The sequence below is a fragment of the Enterobacter sp. 01-M-03-SI-ECC genome (assembly GCF_047530215.1).
GTDB classification, from domain to species: Bacteria; Pseudomonadota; Gammaproteobacteria; order Enterobacterales; family Enterobacteriaceae; genus Enterobacter; species Enterobacter chengduensis.
The window spans coordinates 1-18,294 of record NZ_JBLKDA010000020.1; the positions used below are offsets into that span (position 1 = coordinate 1).

Below are 18,294 nucleotides of genomic sequence, written 5' to 3' on the forward strand. Positions count from 1 at the left end.
CAAGGCGTTGCATAGGTCGGGTCTCAGTCCAGGGCATAGCGAGTCTCCTCTTCTATGCCAGTTATAACTGTTACCCATGTATCCGGTCTAAAGTGTTACCCATGTTTCCGGTTCATACCCTCCGCTTACCGGGCCTACAGGGATCGCGTAGGCCGGATAAGGCGAAGCCGCCATCCGGCAAAAAGGCTACCCCACCAACTCCTCTTTCACCTGCATCGCCAAATCAAACGAATGCAAACGCGCCTGGTGATCGAAAATCTGGCCGTTAACCATAATCTCATCCGCCTGCGTTTCGCGCAGCACCGCCTCCAGCCCGTGGCGCACTTTCGCCTTATCGCCGACCAGCGACATGCTCAGCGCCTGCTGAACGCCATACTGCTCTGACGCTGACCACCGCTGATGCATATTCTCCACCGGCGGCGGAAGCTGGCCCGTTTCGCCGCGACGCAGCTTCACAAACGCCTGCTGCATGGAGGTAAACAGGAATTCCGCGTCGCGATTGCTGTCGGCGGCAATGATGTTGATACACACCATCGCGTACGGCTTCTCCAGACGCTCGGACGGCTTGAAGTGCGTGCGGTAAAGATGCAGCGCCTGATGCAGCATATCCGGCGCGAAGTGCGAGGCAAACGCAAACGGCAGACCCAGCTGCGCGGCGAGCTGCGCGCTGTAGAGGCTTGAGCCTAAGAGCCAGACCGGGATCTTCTCGCCGTAGCCCGGTACCGGCCGCACGTGCGGGTTCGGATCGCGGGCGTCGAACCAGTCCACCAGCTCGGCCACGTCGCGCGGGAAGTTATCGATATCGCCGCTCATATGGCGGCGCAGAGCGCGCATGGTCGACTGATCGCTACCCGGCGCACGGCCAAGCCCTAAATCGATACGGCCCGGATAGAGGGTATTCAGCGTGCCGAACTGCTCGGCGATCACCAGCGGGGCGTGGTTCGGCAGCATCACGCCGCCGGAGCCCAGGTGCAGGGTGGTGGTGTTGGCCGCCAGATAGCCAATCAGTACCGAGGTGGCGGCGCTGGCGATGCCTACCATGTTGTGGTGTTCGGCCAGCCAGTAGCGCTGATAGCCACGCTTTTCAGCCAGCTGAGCCAGATCCAGAGAGTACGAAAAGGCTTCTCTCGCCGAGGAGCCTTGTGGGATCGGCGCCAGATCCAGCACCGAAAACGGAAGGGTTTTGTCAGTCATAACAGCTCACTTTGTCGACGGTCAATCTTTAATACTGCATTAAAAAATGATAACCGTTGTTAACAAAGTGAGCCTTTTTTACGCCTGCAATTCCAGCCCGGCTAACCGTCTCCAGTAACCGTTGCAGTCGCTGTTTGCGGTCAACGGCAGCGGAGCGGCACCGTTTTCGTTAGCGCGGAAGGCGTCCAGCATCGCGAACACGCCGGTATCCAGCGGCGACAGGCGCACCATATCCACCAGCCCGTCCATCGACGCCAGCTCGTTGCCGAGGTTATAGACATAGCCGCTCATGGTTTGAATGCCGTTGAGGACAAACACCTGCTGATTCTCCTGCGACAGCATGCTGCGGCCGTTCGGGTACTTAATGCAGCAGGTTTCGCATTCGTCTTTTGGGCGGTCTTCCGAGCGCGCGGTAAAGCAGCGGGCGGAGTAGGCCAGCGGCAGGTGGCCGTAGCTCAGCACTTCCACCTCAAACTTGCTGCGAATGCCCAGCTCTTCGCACTGTTTCAGCAGATTTGCCAGCCAGTCGCGCGAGAGCTCTACCGGCATGCACCAGCGCGTCATCCCCTGTTTGAGCAGCAGGCGCAGGGTCACGGCGTTGTAGCAGTTCAGGGCATGACCCGCGACAAACGGCAGCCTGCGTTCGGCGCACATGTTCACTACGCCGAGATCGCTTGCTTCCAGCAGGAACTCGCCGTTTTCGACGTAGCGCTTCAGTTCGCCCAGCTCGGACGAGGCCTGCACCAGCGCGAGCGTGGAGAGCACCACCTGCTTGCCGCTCCCGGCCAGGCTTTTCGCCATCTCCAGCCAGTCGCCCACTTTGGTGGCGCGGCGCTTGCTGCACACCGCTTCGCCCAGGTAAATCACATCGGCGCTGCTGGTGGCGGCCTGTTGGTAAAAATCTTCCAGCGTCTCTTTTGGCCAGTAGTAGAGCACCGGTCCTAATGAATATTTCATGGTTATCTCACTGCCATTTACGGTGATAGGCGCCAAGCGTGGTTTGCGTGCCCTCGGACATGGAGCCCAGCGTCTCCATCCAGGCCTGCTGCGGAGCGTAGTTTTGCGGGTCCGCCATGCAGCGGTCGATGGCCTGACGCCACACTTTCGCCACCTGGCTTACGTAGGCCGGGCTGCGCTGACGACCTTCGATTTTCACCGAGGCAATATTGGCCGCCAGCAGTTCCGGCAGGAGCTCCAGCGTGTTGAGGCTAGTGGGCTCCTCTAGCGCGTGGTAGCGTTCGCCGTCGACCAGATAGCGCCCTTTACACAGGGTTGGATAACCGGCGTTTTCGCCGTCCTGATAGCGGTCGATCAGCACCTCGTTCAGGCGCGACTCCAGCCCCTGCGGGGTTTGCTGCCAGCGGACAAAGCGGGCAGGGGAGCAGGCCCCGACGGTATTCGGCGATTCACCGGTTAAGTAAGAAGAAAGATAGCAACGCCCTTCGGCCATAATGCACAGGCTGCCAAAGGCAAAAACCTCCAGCGGCACTGGCGTGACGCGCGCGAGTTGCTTAACCTGATGAATAGAGAGCACGCGCGGCAGCACCACGCGGGCCACGTCAAAGTGTCGATGATAAAAACGCACCGCCTCTTCGTTGGTGGCAGATGCCTGAACAGAGACGTGGCGCTCAATATGGGGATAGCGTTCTGCCGCATACTCAAGCATGGCGAGGTCGGCCAGGATCAGCGCGTCGGCCCCGAGCTGTGCCGCCATATCCACCGCACGCTGCCAGCGCGCGTAGCCGTCAGGATGCGCAAAGGTATTGATGGCGATATGCAGTTTGCGGCGATGCTGGTGAACGAAGTTAACGGCTTCCTGAAGCTTTTTCTCCGTAAAGTTGAGGCCAGCAAAATGGCGGGCGTTGGTGTCATCTTTCAGCCCGATATAGACCGCATCGGCCCCATTTTCGATGGCCGCCTTAAGCGCCGGAAGGTTTCCGGCAGGGCAGAGCAGCTCCATAATTTATCCTGATGTAGTCGATCGCAAAATTGTTAACGAGCTGGGATTTTAATTAACCCATACGCGACAATTTTTGATTTAAGGCAGCTAATGGCGTATTGATGGCACCAATAATGAGGTACGGCGGACGACGGTTTGTTGATTTATGCCGCTATGTTACGCGGCGGATATGGCAAAATAGCCGGACTATAGATATCAGGGAGTAAAGCTCGTGCTGGATAAACTGCGTTCACGTCTCGTACAATTTGGTCCATCAATGCTGAGCGTGCCGGTAAAACTGGCGCCGTTCGCGCTTAAACGTCAGGTGCTGGAGCAGGTTCTGAGCTGGCAGTTCCGCCAGGCGCTGCAGGATGGCGAGCTGGAATTCCTGGAAGGCCGCTGGTTAAGCATTGAAGTGCGCGACATCGGGCTGCGCTGGTTTACCTCCGTTGAGAATGACCAGCTGATCGTCCGCGAATCCGCCGAGCCGGATGTGAGCTTTAGCGCCAACGCCAGCGATCTGCTGATGATCGCCGCGCGTAAGCAAGATCCGGATACGCTCTTCTTCCAGCGCCGTCTGGTGATTGAAGGCGATACGGAGCTGGGTCTGTACGTGAAGAATTTAATGGATGCCATTGAGCTAGAGCAGATGCCAAAAGCGCTGCGCGTGATGCTAATGCAAATGGCAGATTTCGTTGAGGCCGGGCTGAAAAGCCCGCCGGACGCTAAACACACTTCAGTAGGTGAGCCATGCTGATTCGAGTCGAAATTGGGATTGATGCGCCTGGGATCGATGCGCTGCTGCGACGCGCGTTTGAGAGCGATGCCGAAGCTCAACTGGTCCACGATCTTCGTGAAGACGGCCTGATTACGCTGGGGCTGGTTGCCACCGACGACGAAGGTCAGGTGGTGGGCTATGTTGCCTTCAGCCCGGTCATCGTTCAGGGCGAAGATCTTCAGTGGGTAGGCATGGCGCCGCTGGCGGTGGATGAAAGCTATCGCGGGCAGGGGCTGGCGCGTCAGCTCGTCTACGAAGGACTGGATTCGCTCAATGAGTTCGGTTACGCCGCCGTTGTCACGCTGGGCGACCCGGCGTTCTATGGTCGTTTAGGCTTTGAGCAGGCCGCGCATTACGATCTGCGCTGCCGCTGGCCGGGTACGGAATCCGCCTTCCAGGTGCATCGCCTGGCGGACGACGCGCTCAACGGTGTGCATGGCCTGGTCGAGTACCACGACCATTTTAATCGCTTTTAATCAGGCTCTCGCGTAGCGCCTCAAAGGAGCCGTCTCCGTTCACGAGGCGCTCTTTCTGGCGCTTCGTCAGCTGTTTAATCCGGTATTCCAGCCTGAGCGCCAGCGATCGGTCGCCGACGGGGGCCGAAAAGGCGAGCTGTAGTTCCCCTTTCCCCCGCAGCGCTTTTGCCCCTTTCCCCGTTTGATGTTGTAAAAAACGCCGCGCCACATCGGTGGTGATCCCGGTGTAGAGGGCGTTATCAGCGGTTCGGACAAGATAGAGAAACCAGCACACGGTAAACAGATTCAGTATGTTAAGGTGAACGCACCATAGCATGAGAGAGAACGAAAATGGAAACACTGGCCGCCATTAACCGCTGGCTGGCGAAGCAGCATGTTGTCACCTGGTGCGTCTATGACGAGGGGGAGATGTGGTGCGCCAACGCGTTTTACTACTACGATCCCGAGCGTGTCGCATTTTATGTCATGAGCGAAGACAAAACGCGTCATGCGAAAATGACCGGCCAGCAGGCGAAGGTCGCAGGCACGGTAAACGGCCAGCCGAAAACGGTCGCGCTGATCCGCGGCGTGCAGTTCAAAGGGGAAATTCGTCGCCTGGACGGAGAAGAAAGCGACGCGCGCCGTAAGCTCTACACGCGCCGCTTTCCGGTAGCCGCTGCGCTAAAAGCCCCGGTGTGGGAAATCCGCCTCGACGAGCTGAAATTTACCGACAACACCCTGGGCTTTGGCAAGAAGCTGCACTGGCTACGCGCCGAGCAGGCGTAGCGCTTCGCGGTTAAACGCCGGGAGATCGTCCGGAGTCCGGCTGGTGATCAGCTGGTCTTTGTCGTTAACCACCTCCTGATCGTAAAACTCTGCCCCCGCGTTTTTCAAATCGATAACGATCGGCTTCACCGCCGTAAGCTTACGTCCCCGGACCACCTCTGCGCTGATGAGCAGCTGCGGGCCGTGACAGATGGCAAAGACCGGTTTGCCGGTCGCGACAAAATCCCGGGTGAAGGTGACGAAACGATCGTCGCCGCGCAGGGAGTCCGGTGAATGGCCGCCGGGTAACAGCAGGGCGTCAAAATCGGAGGGGCTAACGTTATCGATGGTCTCATCGATGGTGACGCTGGCCTCGCCCTTATGGCCTGTGACCGTTTTGCCCGCCTCTTTCTCAATGGTGATGACCTCATGTCCCGCCTTGCGGAACGCCTCTGCAGGAGAGGTGAATTCTGAATCTTCAAACTCGTCGGTAATCAAGACTGCGATTTTCTTACCCATGCTTCCTCCGTTGTTTTCGCTTCAGACTGATTTTTCTCCGCTTGTGGTAAATACTTACCTGTAACAGACTTCTAAGTGTGGTCGACGATGCTGAGTTCGCAAACGGACAATTCTGTAAAGGGGATACGATGAGTCAGGTATTGATTACCGGTGCTACCGGGCTGGTGGGCGATCATTTGCTGCGGCTGCTGCTTCAGGATCGCCGCGTGAACTACATCGCCGCCCCGACGCGTCGGCCGCTGGCGGACATTTCCGGCGTTTTTAATCCGCACGATCCGCAGCTGACGGATGCGCTGGCTCAGGTGCAGGACCCGATTGATATCGCCTTTTGCTGTCTGGGCACCACGCGGCGGGAGGCGGGTAGCAAAGAGGCCTTTATCCACGCCGACTATACGCTGGTGGTGGATTCCGCGCTCAGGGCGAAAAAGCTGGGAGCCAGACATTTTCTGGTGGTCAGCGCGCTGGGCGCCAGCGCCGGATCGCCATTCTTCTACAACAAGGTGAAGGGCAAAATGGAGGCGGCGCTGATCGCGCAGAAATGGGAGCAGCTGACGATTGTGCGCCCTTCGATGCTCATTGGCCACCGGGACGAGCGCCGCTTTAACGAGTCGATCCTGGCCCCGCTGTTTCGGATCCTTCCCGGCAACTGGAAGGCCATCGAGGCGCGGGACGTCGCGCGCGCGATGTTAAAAGAGGGACTCGCCCCGTCGAAAGCGGGCGTAAACATCATCCCTTCGGCAAAACTGCGTGAAATCGCGCAGGGCGAGGCGTAAACTCCCCCGGCTAATTACCTAATACTCTCCGGGGAATGCTATGACTGGTCAGTCTTCATCTCAGGCGGCAACACCTGTTCAATGGTGGAAGCCCGCACTCTTCTTTCTCGTGGTCATTGTTGGCCTCTGGTACGTGAAATGGCAGCCGTACTACGGTAAAGCCTTCACCGCCGCAGAAACGCACAGCATCGGTAAATCTATTCTCGCGCAGGCTGATGCCAGCCCGCTTCAGGCGGCGTGGGATTACGCCATGGTCTACTTCCTTGCCGTCTGGAAGGCCGCCGTACTCGGCGTGATCCTGGGCTCGCTGATTCAGGTGCTGATCCCGCGCAACTGGCTGGTGAAAACCCTCGGCCAGCCGCGCTTTCAGGGCACGCTGCTGGGGACGATCTTCTCCCTGCCGGGCATGATGTGCTCCTGCTGTGCCGCGCCCGTGACGGCAGGAATGCGCCGTCAGCGCGTATCGATGGGCGGCGCGCTGGCGTTCTGGATGGGCAACCCGCTGCTCAACCCTGCAACGCTGGTGTTTATGGGCTTTGTGCTTGGCTGGCATTTCGCGTTTATTCGTCTGGTGGCCGGGCTGCTGACCGTGCTGGTGGTGGCGACGCTGGTGCAGCATCTGGTTAAGGATACGGCGCCAGAGCCCGCGTCTGTTGAGCTGGACGTCAGCGAGCCTCAGGGCGGGTTCTTTGCGCGCTGGGGCCGGGCGCTATGGCAGCTTTTCTGGAGCACCATTCCGGTCTATATCCTGGCGGTGCTGGTTCTCGGGGCGGCGCGCGTCTGGCTCTTCCCGCATACGGATGGCGCTATCGACAACACGCTGATGTGGGTGATTGCGATGGCCGTTGCAGGCTGCCTGTTTGTGATCCCAACGGCGGCGGAGATCCCGATTGTTCAGACCATGATGCTGGCTGGCATGGGCACCGCGCCGGCGCTGGCGCTGCTGATTACATTGCCGGCCATTAGCCTGCCGTCGCTTATTATGCTGCGCAAATCATTTCCGGCGAAAGCGCTGTGGCTGACCGCTGGGCTGGTGGCGTTAAGTGGCGTGCTGGTGGGGAGTATTGCGCTTCTGTGAAAAACGCCCGGTGGCGCTACGCTTACCGGGCCTACAAAAAAATCCCCTCACTTGAGGGGATTTTTTTATTTAATGTAAGTAAACGCGGTGGTGACGTGCTTCACGCCGCTCACCCGGCTGGCGATATCTGCCGCCGCTTTCCCTTCACGGTCGGTCACCAGACCGAGCAGGAACACTTCGCCGTTTTCCGTCGTCACTTTCACGTTGGAAGATTTCACCTGGTCCGAGCCAAGCAGCTGGGAGCGCACTTTGGTGGTGATCCAGGTATCGGAAGAGGCGTCACCCAGGCCAATTGGCTTGCCCTGACGCACTTCGTTAAACACTTCTGTGGTCCCTTCTACGCCCATCGCAATCTGTTTCGCACGCGAGGCGAGCTCCATATTCGGCGCCTGGCCTGCCAGCAGCACTTTGCCCTGGTAAGCCGTTACGTTGATACGCGCCTCTTTCTTGATTTGTTCGTCTTTCGACAGCGCACTGTTGACGCGCAGCTCCAGCGTACCGTCATCCACCTGTGTTCCCACGGTGCGCGGATCGGTCGCCGCTTTGGTGCCTACCGCGGCGGTACCCACAACGGCCGCAGCGATACATCCCTGAAGCAGTAATGCAGACATAAGGACTGCAAGGGTCGATAAAGCCTTCATAAGAACTCCTTAATCATCCTGGTGAGGGAAAAGCGTGTTATCGATCAGGTCACATAAGCAGTTCACCGTGAGCATATGCATTTCCTGAATACGTGCGCTCCGGTGAGAAGGTATGCGGATTTCCACATCCTGCGGCCCAAGCAGACCCGCCAGCTCCCCCCCGTCATAGCCGGTTAAGGCCACAATGGTCATGTCGCGGGTGACGGCGGCTTCAACGGCTTTGACAATATCCCGGCTGTTGCCGCGCGTGGAGATGGCCAGCAGCACATCTCCGGCATGACCCAGGGCTCGCACCTGCTTTGCGTAAATTTCGTCATGCAGACGATCGTTAGCAATCGCCGTTAAGACCACATTATCGGTATTAAGTGCAATGGCAGGTAAACTCGGGCGCTCTGTTTCAAAACGGTTGATCATGCTGGCAGCAAAATGCTGTGCGTTGGCGGCCGACGTGCCGTTGCCACAACAGAGGATTTTGTTGCCATTAAGCAGGGATTGCACCAGCGTCATTGCGGCACGCGAGATAGCATCCGGAAGGGCTTCCGCCGCGGCAATCTGAGTCTGGATGCTTTCTGTGAAGCACACTTTAATTCTTTCGAGCACGTTATCCCTTTTAAATCTTAATTATGCGTCTTCGCCAAAAGCGTTTTTAAGCCATTCGATCTCATTTCCGGTGAAGGCTATCACATCGAACCGGCAATCCACAGTATCAAAACTCCCATTATGGCGGGCAAGCCACAAGTGGGCAGTCTGTAATAATTTATGTTGTTTGGCGAGCGTCACGCTGGCGGCAGCACCGCCAAAACGGGAGGACTGTCGAAAGCGCACTTCTACAAACACGATGACCTGACCGTCTTTCATGATCAGGTCGATTTCGCCGCCGCGCCCGCGGACGTTGGCGGCGATAAAGCGCAGTCCTTTGCCTTCAAGCCAGCGACGCGCCTTTAGCTCCCACGCATCGCCGGTCTGTTTGCGGCTTAACTGGCCGGGACGATCTGCCCCTGCTGGTATTTGAGCCATGATAACTTCCTGTTAATCACACAATCCTGAGTGGCGGTCAGATCGCCGGTGTTGCCGTTAAGCTCAAAGCCGGGCACCTGGCGCATCTGGGTAAAGTGGTTCGCCAGCGCCCACGCGTCAACACCCATGGCATACAGACGCGCCAGCGAGTAATCGTTACGAACGGTACTCAGCGCCTGCTGCATCAGCGCCGGGTTGCTGCCTGCCAGCATCGGGATTTCGCTGTACTGCAGACCGTCCATTTCCAGACGGAAATCCGGGCCTGCGGTGCCCTGCGCGCTGCGCGAGCTGGCGTAGAGCGTTGCGCCGCTCTGGCTGCCGTTACGCATCGCAATCATCGGTTTGATAAAGGCGATCTCCTGCGGCGTGGCAACGATATAGGCCGCATCCACTTTACCGCCCCCGCTAATCTGCGCGTCGGTAGGTGGGGCTGGGATCGTCAGGCCACCAATCGTCACGCCCTGCTGCTGTGGCAGGCTCGTCGTAACAGGGCTGCCGTTGAGCGCGATACCTGCCCCGCCGTTGACGCCCGCGCGCAGTTCAGAAACGGAACCGAATTTCTGCTGCAGCACCACGCCGCCGCCCAGCTTCTGCCACTCATCGGCAAAGGCTGTGGCCACGCGGTCACCCAGCGCGCTGCGTGGGATGAGCAGCAGCGGAGCCTGCTTGCCCTGCTCGTGAATATGACGCGCCGCATCGCGGGCTTCATCTTCAGGGGAAAGCGCGAAGTAGCAAATATTGGCCCGGTTCTGAACCTGCTCAGGCTGGTTGAGCGCCAGCACGTTCAGCGTGGTATTGCTCTTCATCAGCTCTTCCACGTTGTTTTTCAGCAGCGGACCGACAACGATGCTCGCCCCGTCCTGTTGCACCTGCGCCAGAACCTGGTCCAGCGGCTGCGAACTGGTGTCGTAGATTTTCAGATCAGCGCCCGGGTTGGCGCTGGAGGCGTCGTCGGAGCCGTCACCGGGTTTTGCATGGTGCCCTGCGCCGGCGCTTGCGCCGTGGTCAGGTCGCTGGTCTCGGCGGCGGACGGACTGACAACATCGTTCACGTTGGCCGCCTGAGCTGCCTGCGCGGGAACGGCGCTGCCGGTTACCGGCGTCGTGCCGTTTTTCGCCGCTTCAAAACCCTGCTGAATGGTGCGTCCAAACACCGCCGCCTGGCCGTTGAGCGGCAGAAGCAGGGCGATTTTGCTGGTGGACGCTGGCTTAAAGTTCTGCACGTTCACCAGCTGGGTTGGCAGCATTTTCGCGCCCGGGTTTTGCGGGTAGCGCGTCTGCCAGTCGGCAATCCCGGCTTTCAGCATCTTTGGATCGCTGCGGTTGGTAAACCACATCTGCTGCAGATCCAGCCAGCCCTGCAGGACGTTTTCATCGGCGTTGATGACCAGCGCCTGCGCCTGCTCCTGCGTCATAGAGGCAAGCGCCTGCCAGGTGGCATCAATATTTTTCTGCTTATCAGCACCGCCGAGCAGCGGCTCTTGCGCGATGAGCGCGCGGAGCAGCGTCAGCGAAGGGCGTCCCTGCTCCGCGGTAATGCCCGCCTGCCAGAAGCGCGCCTGCTGATTTTTATCCAGCGCGCTCACGTCGATGTCCCCAAGGATCTTCTTCGCGGCGGCGTAATCTTTCAGCGCGACCTTCAGCTCAGCGGAGAGCAGGCTCTGCTCACGGCGCTGGGCGTCGTTAAGATCTTTCGGCAACTGGTTAAACAGTTCGGCTGCCCGCTGGGTTTTACCCTCTTTCAGCAGTGCACGAATGGCGAGTAATTGCCAGTTGGTCTTGGTATCATTTGAACTCTGCGACATTTGTTGCAGATAAAAGCCAGAATCAGCCTGAGCAGAACCCTGAAGATGGGCGGTGCTCTGGTCAGGTGCCTGGGTGCCACAGCCTGCAAAGATCAGGGCTGCCAGCAGAAGCGGCACGCTGCGCGTGGCTTTTTTTCGAAGAAACGTTAACGGTACCATACTGTATCCAGTGATTTTTTTTACGCAATGCTCAATATTAAATCGGCAATACGGACGAAACAATGAAACAACACGAAACGGCAGATAATTCTCAAGGCCAGCTATATATTGTACCTACTCCTATCGGGAATTTGTCTGATATTACCCAACGTGCGCTCACCGTACTGCAAGCTGTTGATTTAATTGCTGCTGAAGATACCCGTCACACCGGCTTACTGCTGCAACATTTTGCGATTAACGCCCGTTTGTTTGCTCTGCACGATCACAATGAGCAACAAAAAGCCGAAACGCTGGTGGCGAAGCTGAAGCAGGGGCAGAACATTGCGCTGGTGTCCGACGCCGGTACGCCGCTGATCAACGATCCTGGCTATCACCTGGTGCGTACCTGTCGCGAAGCCGGTATTCGCGTGGTGCCACTGCCGGGGCCGTGCGCCGCGATTGCCGCATTAAGCGCCGCAGGCCTGCCGTCCGATCGTTTCTGCTATGAAGGCTTCCTGCCTGCCAAATCCAAAGGCCGCCGTGACGTTTTAAAAGACCTGGAAGCGGAACCGCGCACCCTGATTTTCTACGAATCCACGCACCGCCTGCTGGAGAGCCTGGAAGATATGGTGACCGTCTGGGGGGAAGGCCGCTACGTGGTTCTGGCGCGCGAGCTGACCAAAACCTGGGAAACGATTCATGGTGCGCCGGTGGGGGAACTACTGGCATGGGTGAAGGAAGACGAAAACCGCCGCAAGGGCGAAATGGTGCTGATCGTCGAAGGGCATAAGGCTGAAGAAGACGCGCTGCCAGCCGACGCGCTGCGTACCCTGGCGCTGCTGCAGGCGGAATTGCCGCTGAAGAAAGCGGCGGCATTAGCGGCGGAGATCCACGGCGTGAAGAAAAATGCACTGTATAAGTACGCGCTGGAGCAGCAGGGGGAGTAAGCCAAATGAGCCGCTATCAGCCTCCATTTACCATCACGTCCTATATCCTCAATCAGGTGGATTGGTGAGCTATTAGGGCATGGGGCGGCTGTGGCAAACGTTGATCTTAAGTCAGTGGCGTGCAGAACTGGCTTGGCTGCCCGTGGAAACACTGATTCACTTCCAGCAAGCGCGCTATTACCAGATTTTAGGGCAATGCGATCGGGCCAGTGATTGCACGGTATTCGTGGAATTTATGCTGCAAAATATGGCGGAAGCCTTGCGGGAAGGCATCACCATGTCGTCCGTCATGTCGGAAAAAATGTCGGAAAAGGAAAAAGCTATCCTTGAGCTTCTCACCGTTCAACCACAATTGACTGCGGTAATGTTGGCATCTGCCCTGGGAGTGATTTCCCGCACTGCGGAACGTTATCTCCATTCTTTGCAAGCAAAAGGTAAATTAAAACGCATTGGGGCAAGGAAAGGCGGGAGCTGGCAGGTCATGGCTTAACCTGCCAGTTGAACGCGATTTAGTTCCCCGGTATCGCCTCAAACACCAGCGTTTCCAGCGGCTGCAGCGTAATCACCACCGCGTTTTTTATCCTTCACCAGATTCAGCTTCACCGTTACGTTAAGATCCTTATCAGTAATGCTTCAGCATGCGGTTGATGGACTGCTCCAGCCAGTCGCGCTGCGTGCCGAAGTTGATTCGCAGGTAGTTTTCGCCGTTTTGCACGTAGTGGCTGCCGTCCTCAATCACCACACCAGCCTGACGGGCGAAATGTTGGGTTAACTGCGTCGCGCTGCGCTCGTCGGCGCTCACGTCTATCCAGGCCAGATATGACGATTCCGGGTTCATCATCTTCCACGCCGGGAAGTGGGTCTGAATAGCGTCCGCAAGATAGCGGGCATTGCCCTGCAGATACCCGTTAAGCGCGTCGAGCCAGGGCAGACCGTGCTGGTAGGCGAGGATAATCCCCCAGACGCCGAACATATTGGGCGAGGTAATCGAGTTCTTCTCAAGCTGCTGGCGGAAGCGCAGGCGCAGCGTATCGTCCGGGATCATCGAATAAGAGGTTTTCAGCCCGCCCAGGTTGAAGGCTTTATTGGGCGACGTCAGCACGATCAGGTTGTCCAGTGCGGCACAGCCCGGGGTCAGACAGCTGACGAATGTGCCGTCCAGAATGTGCTCGGCGTGAACCTCATCGACGACCAGAATCGTGCCGTAGCGCTTACAGAGATCGGACACCTGGCGTATCTCGTCCGCGCGCCAGATTCGGCCCGAGGGGTTATGCGGCGAGCAGAAGAACCACAGTTTTGGATGGTGGGTTTTAAGCTGATCTTCAATCAGATTAAAATCCAGCTGATAGCGGTTTTCCTCCACGCGAAGCGGGTTAGCAAGGACCCGCACGCCCTGACGCTGTGCCGCCATGGCAAACGGGTCGTAGACCGGCGTGTTCATCATCACGCAGTCGCCAGGCGTGCAGAATGCCTGCACCGTGTAGTGCAGCGTGGACACGGTGCCGTAGGTGAGGGTAATCCACGATTTCTCCATCTCGACCTGGTGGCGCGTTCGCTGGAAGCGAATCACCGCCTCGTAAAACTCGTCGAAGCACCACGTATAGCCAAAGGTGCCGTGCTCCACGATGCGCCGAAAGCCTTCAATCACGGCGGGCGGCGAGGTGAAATCCATATCTGCGATCCACAGCGGGATAAACCCTTCCGGAACATCACCAAAGCGCGAGCAGACAAACGCATGGTCCCATTTACGGCACCTGTCGCTTTTACGCTCGATGATTTTATCGAAATCAAACACAACGACCCCCTTGTTAAATTAAGGCTTCAATGCCGGTTTTGACGCTCTGCACCTGCGGGCCGATGATCACCTGTACGCTGTGGGCATCCAGCACCACGACCGACAGGGCGCCCGCCGCTTTCAGCGCCTGCTGATCGATAAGCCCCATATCCTTCACCACCAGACGCAGGCGGGTGATGCAGTTGTCGAGCGACTCAATGTTCTCTTTGCCTCCGAGCGCCTGCAGAATAAGCCCGTGATCGTATTTCGATTTTCCACGCGCGCGGGTGTTGGTTTCGACGGCCTGCTGCGCGCCCTGCGCGTCCACCTCGCGTCCCGGCGTCTTGATATCGTGTTTCAGGATGTACCAGCGGAAGACGAAGAAGTAGATAGCAAACCAGGCAATACCGACCGGGAACAGCAGATACCATTTGGTCGACATCCCCTGCATCACGCCGAAGATCAGCAGATCCAAAATCCCGCCGTCGGTGTTGCCGATGGTGACGCCGAGCAGGGCCATCACCATCAGCGCCAGGCCCGACATCACGATATGGAAGGCGTAAAGCGCGGGGGCGATAAACAGGAACAGGAACTCAATCGGCTCTGAAATACCGGTGACGACGGACACCAGCACGCCCGAGAGCAGCAGGCCCTTAATCACCGGGCGGTTTTCGGGGCGGGCGGTGCGGTAGATGGCGTACGCTACGGCAGGTAAGCCGAAGATAAAGGTCGGCATAAACCCTTGTGACAGAAACGCGGTAACGTGCGGGCTAAACGGCAGACCGGCTTTCAGCTCGGCGTAGAAGATATTCAGCGCCCCGGCGACTTCGTGTCCGTTAACCATTTCAATGCCGCCCGCCGGGGTGAAGCGCACCATCGCCAGCAGAATGTGGTGCAGGCCGAAGGGTTTAAGCAGCAGCACGCCCACGCCGTAGAGGAACGGGCCAAAGACGCTGGTGCTCTGGATGATATGGCCGATACCGGCAATGCCCATCGCAACGTATTCCCACAGCAGCGGAATACACAGACCGACCAGTGAAAGGGTAAGGGCGGTGATAATCGGTACAAAACGGATGCCGCTAAAGAAGGCGAAGGCGTCGTGCAGCACCGTGTCCTGAAAACGCTCGTGCAGGAAGTAAGTGATTACTCCCACGACGATGCCGCCCAGCACGCCCATCTCCAGGGTTTGGATCCCCAGCACGATCGACTGCCCCACCTGTCTCATGGTGGCGGCATCGGCAAGCTGGTGGGTGGCGGTCAGGTAGTAGTTGATGCTCATGTTCATCAGCATGTAGCCGACGAACCCGGCAAACGCGCCCACGGCCTTATTGCGTTTGGCAAGGCCCATGGGGATCGCCATGGCGAACATCAGCGGCAGGTAGGTAAAGGCGAAGCCGCCCACCATGGCGATAAAGCCAAAGGTCAGCTGCGTGAGTTCGCCGCCGAGAAAAGGAAAACTTTTAATCGTGGAAGGGCTGGTCACCGAGCTGCCGATACCCAGCAGCAGGCCCATAAACGCCAGAAGGGAGACCGGAAACATAAAGGTCTTTCCCAGGCTCTGAAAAAACTCCCACGCTTTCGATTTGAATGACTTTTCCTGTGTCATGTAGGGTACTCCTCGGAATTTTTTATGGTAATGGAAGGCGCGGTCGTGAATCAGAACGCGCCTTCATATTTGCGAGGCTTATAGTTATTTTTTAGGTATTGATGTAATGCGCGATGGGGTCAGGCTTCGGCCGGAAGCAGGAGGCGGTTTGCGGAACCGCAAACGGCGATTTTGCTTCTGACCACCGATTTCATGGCGTCCATGCCAACCCGCATATAGAAGCGCGGATCGTTGCCCTGCGGATTTTCGGCAAACCAGGCTTTCACCGCGTCAGAGAAGGCGATTTTCAGCTCGGTTGCCACGTTGACTTTGCAAACGCCCAGCTCGATGGTGCGGCGCACATCCTCATCCGGCACGTCGCTTGCGCCGTGCAATACCAGCGGCACGGTGACCACTTCGCGGATGTCCGCCAGCCGCTGGAAGTCGATTTTTGGGCGTTTGGTATAAAGGCCGTGGGCGGTGCCGATGGCGACGGCGAGGCTGTCGACGCCGGTCAGTTCAACGAAGCGTTTCGCCTCCTGCGGATCGGTGAGGAACGCGCTTTCGGCGTCCACGTTCATGTCATCTTCCACGCCGCCCAGGCGGCCCAGCTCGGCCTCGACGCTGCAGTCGTGTAGGTGGCAGAAATCGACCACCGACTTCACCAGCTTCACGTTTTGCTCGAACGGATAGTGGCTGCCGTCGATCATCGCGCTGCGCACGCCCGCGTTGACCTTGCGGCGAATATCGTCCAGCGACTCGTGGTGATCGAGGTGCAGCGCTAACGGCATGTCGTAAGTGTGGGAGTACGCGCTGCACAGAGCGTAGATCTCTTCCAGCGCAATATGCTTAAAGGTGCCCGGCGTGCCCGCCAGGATCACCGGCGATCGCATTTCGCTGCACGCTTCGAGGATCGCCTGGATCGTCTCCGCGTTGTGGATGTTAAACGCCGGAACGGCATAACCTTTTGCCTGTGCGTCCTGCAGAAGATATTTCGTCGAAATAATAGTCATGATCGGATCCTCTTAAGCCTGCCACGGATGAATAACAACGCCCTGCACCACGCGATTGACCGTCCCGCTGGCGGATGGCGTATCGGGCGTATTGCCTACGCTGAGCGACTGGGTAAGAGCAAAGACCTGGGCATAGATCAGGAAGCAGAACGCCTGTTCCATGTCGCTAAACGGGCGGGAAGGTGGCAGCAGGATGTGCGGACCCGCTTCAATGGCCGGATCGTTTTCAGCGGCGATGGCGACGACGCGCAGGGCCTGACGATCGCGGCGCAGTTCGGCCAGCAGATCCAGATCGTACCGGCGCGTATACGGATGGCTGGAGATAAACACCACCACCAGCGTTTCGTTATCCACCAGCGACTTCGGCCCATGACGGAAACCGGTGGGGGAATCGTAGAAGGCCGCCAGCTTGCCCGCCGTCAGCTCCAGCACCTTTAGCGCCGATTCGCGCGCCGCGCCCTGCAGGCCGCCGCTTCCCAGATACACGATCCGCTTCCACGGTTCGCTGCCAAAGACGCCGTGGCTGAAATCGCCGAGCGAGGTGAGGATCGCCTGACAGCGATCGGCCACGTCGCGGAAGGTTTGACTGTTGATCGTCTCCAGGGCGAATACGGCCAGACAGCTCGCCATCATGGTGGTGATACTGCTGGTCATTGCGAACCCGCGATCGTGCGTTTCGGCTGGCATCAGCAGGGCATAAGCGTTATCGCTGTCGACGGCGGTCTGGTACAGGCTTCCTGCCTCGTTGCAGGTGATCGACAGGTGGTAGCACTCCGGTACGAACTGGTTGGCCAGCTTTACGGCCGCGACGCTTTCCGGACTGTTGCCAGAACGGGCAAACGAAACCAGCAGGAGCGGATATGCAGGGCTGAAGTAATCCATCGGGTTAGTGACCAGGTCAGTGGTCGGTACGGCGGAGATATTTTTCCCGGTGTGGCTCGCAAGCCATGGCGCAATGATATCGCCGATAAATGCGGACGTGCCCGCGCCGGTCAGGACGATCCGGAGATCGGGCTTGCGCAGCAGCGGCGTCAGGAAGCTGTCGATAGACGCGCGCAGGCTATCGATGTTGTTGAGCGAGCGGATCCAGCTGGCAGGCTGCTGGCGGATCTCTTCCTCTGTCCAGGTGCCGGTTGCGGCGGCGGTGGGTATTTGTGGCATAACTCAGTCCTTAGTCGTGTGAATTCCACATCAGACGCTGGCAAACGTGTCGCTATCTTTCGTTTCGTTTCACTTGTTCACATAAGCAGTGAAATAAAATCTATAGAAAAGACATCGAAACTTCAATGAAAGAAAAGAAATAAAACGAAAAGTGTGATCGTGAAAGGGAAGGGGAAATTTAAGGAAAGGAAAAGAAAGGCCTTACGATGTCACCCGATAAGGCCGAAAGAACATAAGAGGTAGGGCTTAAAAAGTCAGATTTCGAAAGTCAGGGGGTTATATCCCTTCCTCTGCCGGTGCTTCCTCGCGACAGCGCCCCAGCTCGTCTACGAGGCTCGTCAGGCCGCGATGGCCGCACGCCAGCGCCTGCAGGCGAAACGCCTCGCTGCTTAATCCGTCGCGCTCCAGCACCATCTCCAGCAGCAGCTGCAGGTTGGTGCCGGTAATGACTTCGCGCCCCGGTTTTTGCATCGCGATCGTTGACGCCACGCGAAACGGCGTGCCGCCGAGCAGATCGGTAAGAAACACAATATCGTGCTCTGCATCGAGTTCGTTCACCGCCTGCTCAAGCTGCGCGGTCAGCCGCGCGGTGGTGGACGTTTCAGGAAAATCGATGGCGATAAACTGCGGCTGTTCGCCCAGGATCTGCTTCATCGCCTGCTCAAGCCCGCTGGCAAAACCGCCGTGACCCGTCAAAATAATGCCTAACATCG

19 protein-coding genes and 2 pseudogenes are annotated in these 18,294 nt (G+C 58.1%); 7 read left to right on the forward strand and 14 right to left on the reverse strand.

The annotated features are described in order from the left end of the window. Nucleotides 1-186 precede the first annotated feature (186 nt). The 3 genes from ACMWKK_RS17320 to ubiU form a co-directional block, all read right to left on the reverse strand. Nucleotides 187-1,194, reverse strand: coding sequence for a luciferase-like monooxygenase (locus ACMWKK_RS17320; protein ID WP_406542876.1), 1,008 nt, complete (start codon nucleotides 1,192-1,194; stop codon nucleotides 187-189). Nucleotides 1,195-1,272: 78 nt separating this feature from the next. Next, nucleotides 1,273-2,151, reverse strand: coding sequence for a U32 family peptidase (locus ACMWKK_RS17325; RefSeq protein ID WP_112781038.1), 879 nt, complete (start codon nucleotides 2,149-2,151; stop codon nucleotides 1,273-1,275). A gap of 7 nt (nucleotides 2,152-2,158) precedes the next feature. Then, nucleotides 2,159-3,154, reverse strand: coding sequence for a ubiquinone anaerobic biosynthesis protein UbiU (gene ubiU, locus ACMWKK_RS17330; RefSeq protein ID WP_045331008.1), 996 nt, complete (start codon nucleotides 3,152-3,154; stop codon nucleotides 2,159-2,161). A gap of 211 nt (nucleotides 3,155-3,365) precedes the next feature. Between ubiU and ubiT the strand changes: the two genes are divergently transcribed. Continuing rightward, the gene (gene ubiT, locus ACMWKK_RS17335) at nucleotides 3,366-3,890 is read left to right on the forward strand and encodes a ubiquinone anaerobic biosynthesis accessory factor UbiT (protein WP_112781037.1); all 525 of its coding nucleotides are present in this window, start codon (nucleotides 3,366-3,368) and stop codon (nucleotides 3,888-3,890) included. Continuing rightward, nucleotides 3,884-4,387, forward strand: a complete 504-nt coding sequence (locus ACMWKK_RS17340; RefSeq protein ID WP_045331011.1) for a GNAT family N-acetyltransferase — start codon at nucleotides 3,884-3,886, stop codon at nucleotides 4,385-4,387. The genes ubiT and ACMWKK_RS17340 overlap by 7 nt, the downstream gene beginning before the upstream one ends. Here the strand turns inward: ACMWKK_RS17340 and ACMWKK_RS17345 are convergent. Further along, nucleotides 4,374-4,703 carry a GIY-YIG nuclease family protein gene (locus tag ACMWKK_RS17345; RefSeq protein ID WP_072265622.1) on the reverse strand — a complete coding sequence of 110 codons (330 nt, stop codon included), beginning with the start codon at nucleotides 4,701-4,703 and terminating at the stop codon, nucleotides 4,374-4,376. The two genes, ACMWKK_RS17340 and ACMWKK_RS17345, sit on opposite strands and share 14 nt — an antisense overlap. Nucleotides 4,704-4,717: 14 nt before the next feature. On the opposite strand from ACMWKK_RS17345, the gene ACMWKK_RS17350 reads away from it, so the two are divergent. Continuing rightward, nucleotides 4,718-5,152 (forward strand): YhbP family protein, encoded by a 435-nt coding sequence (locus tag ACMWKK_RS17350; RefSeq protein ID WP_112781036.1) that lies wholly within the window; start codon nucleotides 4,718-4,720, stop codon nucleotides 5,150-5,152. Here the strand turns inward: ACMWKK_RS17350 and ACMWKK_RS17355 are convergent. Then, the gene (locus ACMWKK_RS17355) at nucleotides 5,132-5,650 is read right to left on the reverse strand and encodes a type 1 glutamine amidotransferase domain-containing protein (protein WP_045331014.1); all 519 of its coding nucleotides are present in this window, start codon (nucleotides 5,648-5,650) and stop codon (nucleotides 5,132-5,134) included. The two genes, ACMWKK_RS17350 and ACMWKK_RS17355, sit on opposite strands and share 21 nt — an antisense overlap. Before the next feature lie 128 nt (nucleotides 5,651-5,778). On the opposite strand from ACMWKK_RS17355, the gene ACMWKK_RS17360 reads away from it, so the two are divergent. Together ACMWKK_RS17360 and ACMWKK_RS17365 are read left to right on the forward strand one after the other, a co-directional pair. Further along, the gene (locus ACMWKK_RS17360; RefSeq protein WP_112781035.1) at nucleotides 5,779-6,423 is read left to right on the forward strand and encodes an NAD(P)H-binding protein; all 645 of its coding nucleotides are present in this window, start codon (nucleotides 5,779-5,781) and stop codon (nucleotides 6,421-6,423) included. 40 nt (nucleotides 6,424-6,463) lie between these two features. After that, nucleotides 6,464-7,501, forward strand: a complete 1,038-nt coding sequence (locus ACMWKK_RS17365) for a permease (RefSeq protein ID WP_406542877.1) — start codon at nucleotides 6,464-6,466, stop codon at nucleotides 7,499-7,501. Between the two features lie 65 nt (nucleotides 7,502-7,566). Here the strand turns inward: ACMWKK_RS17365 and dolP are convergent, their stop codons facing one another. From dolP to ACMWKK_RS17385, 4 genes and pseudogenes are all read right to left on the reverse strand, one after another. Next, complete coding sequence (dolP, locus tag ACMWKK_RS17370) at nucleotides 7,567-8,142, reverse strand: division/outer membrane stress-associated lipid-binding lipoprotein (protein WP_023333574.1); 576 nt, start codon at nucleotides 8,140-8,142, stop codon at nucleotides 7,567-7,569. Nucleotides 8,143-8,151: 9 nt separating this feature from the next. Beyond that, nucleotides 8,152-8,742, reverse strand: coding sequence for a DnaA initiator-associating protein DiaA (gene diaA / locus ACMWKK_RS17375; RefSeq protein ID WP_003861754.1), 591 nt, complete (start codon nucleotides 8,740-8,742; stop codon nucleotides 8,152-8,154). A gap of 21 nt (nucleotides 8,743-8,763) precedes the next feature. Continuing rightward, nucleotides 8,764-9,159 carry a YraN family protein gene (locus ACMWKK_RS17380; protein ID WP_021242244.1) on the reverse strand — a complete coding sequence of 132 codons (396 nt, stop codon included), beginning with the start codon at nucleotides 9,157-9,159 and terminating at the stop codon, nucleotides 8,764-8,766. Continuing rightward, a pseudogene (locus tag ACMWKK_RS17385) lies at nucleotides 9,117-11,122 on the reverse strand (penicillin-binding protein activator). Before ACMWKK_RS17385 ends, ACMWKK_RS17380 begins: the two are co-directional and overlap by 43 nt. A gap of 62 nt (nucleotides 11,123-11,184) precedes the next feature. On the opposite strand from ACMWKK_RS17385, the gene rsmI reads away from it, so the two are divergent. Together rsmI and ACMWKK_RS17395 are read left to right on the forward strand one after the other, a co-directional pair. Further along, nucleotides 11,185-12,048, forward strand: a complete 864-nt coding sequence (rsmI, locus tag ACMWKK_RS17390) for a 16S rRNA (cytidine(1402)-2'-O)-methyltransferase (protein WP_112781032.1) — start codon at nucleotides 11,185-11,187, stop codon at nucleotides 12,046-12,048. Between the two features lie 79 nt (nucleotides 12,049-12,127). Beyond that, nucleotides 12,128-12,538: pseudogene (locus ACMWKK_RS17395) on the forward strand (Fic family protein); the annotation flags it as partial. A gap of 132 nt (nucleotides 12,539-12,670) precedes the next feature. Here ACMWKK_RS17395 and ACMWKK_RS17400 read toward each other — a convergent pair. The 5 genes from ACMWKK_RS17400 to agaF all read right to left on the reverse strand — a co-directional run bounded on the left by ACMWKK_RS17400 (nucleotide 12,671) and on the right by agaF (nucleotide 18,292). Then, entirely contained in the window at nucleotides 12,671-13,843 is a 1,173-nt protein-coding gene (locus ACMWKK_RS17400) for a MalY/PatB family protein (RefSeq protein WP_112781031.1), read from the reverse strand. 13 nt (nucleotides 13,844-13,856) lie between these two features. Beyond that, a complete protein-coding gene (gene malX, locus ACMWKK_RS17405) occupies nucleotides 13,857-15,428 on the reverse strand; it encodes a maltose/glucose-specific PTS transporter subunit IIBC (RefSeq protein WP_112781030.1) in 1,572 nt (523 codons plus the stop codon). Nucleotides 15,429-15,547: 119 nt separating this feature from the next. Further along, the gene (kbaY, locus tag ACMWKK_RS17410; protein ID WP_112781029.1) at nucleotides 15,548-16,420 is read right to left on the reverse strand and encodes a tagatose-bisphosphate aldolase subunit KbaY; all 873 of its coding nucleotides are present in this window, start codon (nucleotides 16,418-16,420) and stop codon (nucleotides 15,548-15,550) included. Nucleotides 16,421-16,432: 12 nt separating this feature from the next. Beyond that, nucleotides 16,433-17,581 carry an SIS domain-containing protein gene (locus ACMWKK_RS17415; RefSeq protein ID WP_112781028.1) on the reverse strand — a complete coding sequence of 383 codons (1,149 nt, stop codon included), beginning with the start codon at nucleotides 17,579-17,581 and terminating at the stop codon, nucleotides 16,433-16,435. Nucleotides 17,582-17,857: 276 nt separating this feature from the next. Continuing rightward, nucleotides 17,858-18,292, reverse strand: coding sequence for a PTS galactosamine/N-acetylgalactosamine transporter subunit IIA (agaF, locus tag ACMWKK_RS17420; RefSeq protein ID WP_045331036.1), 435 nt, complete (start codon nucleotides 18,290-18,292; stop codon nucleotides 17,858-17,860). Nucleotides 18,293-18,294: the final 2 nt, after the last annotated feature.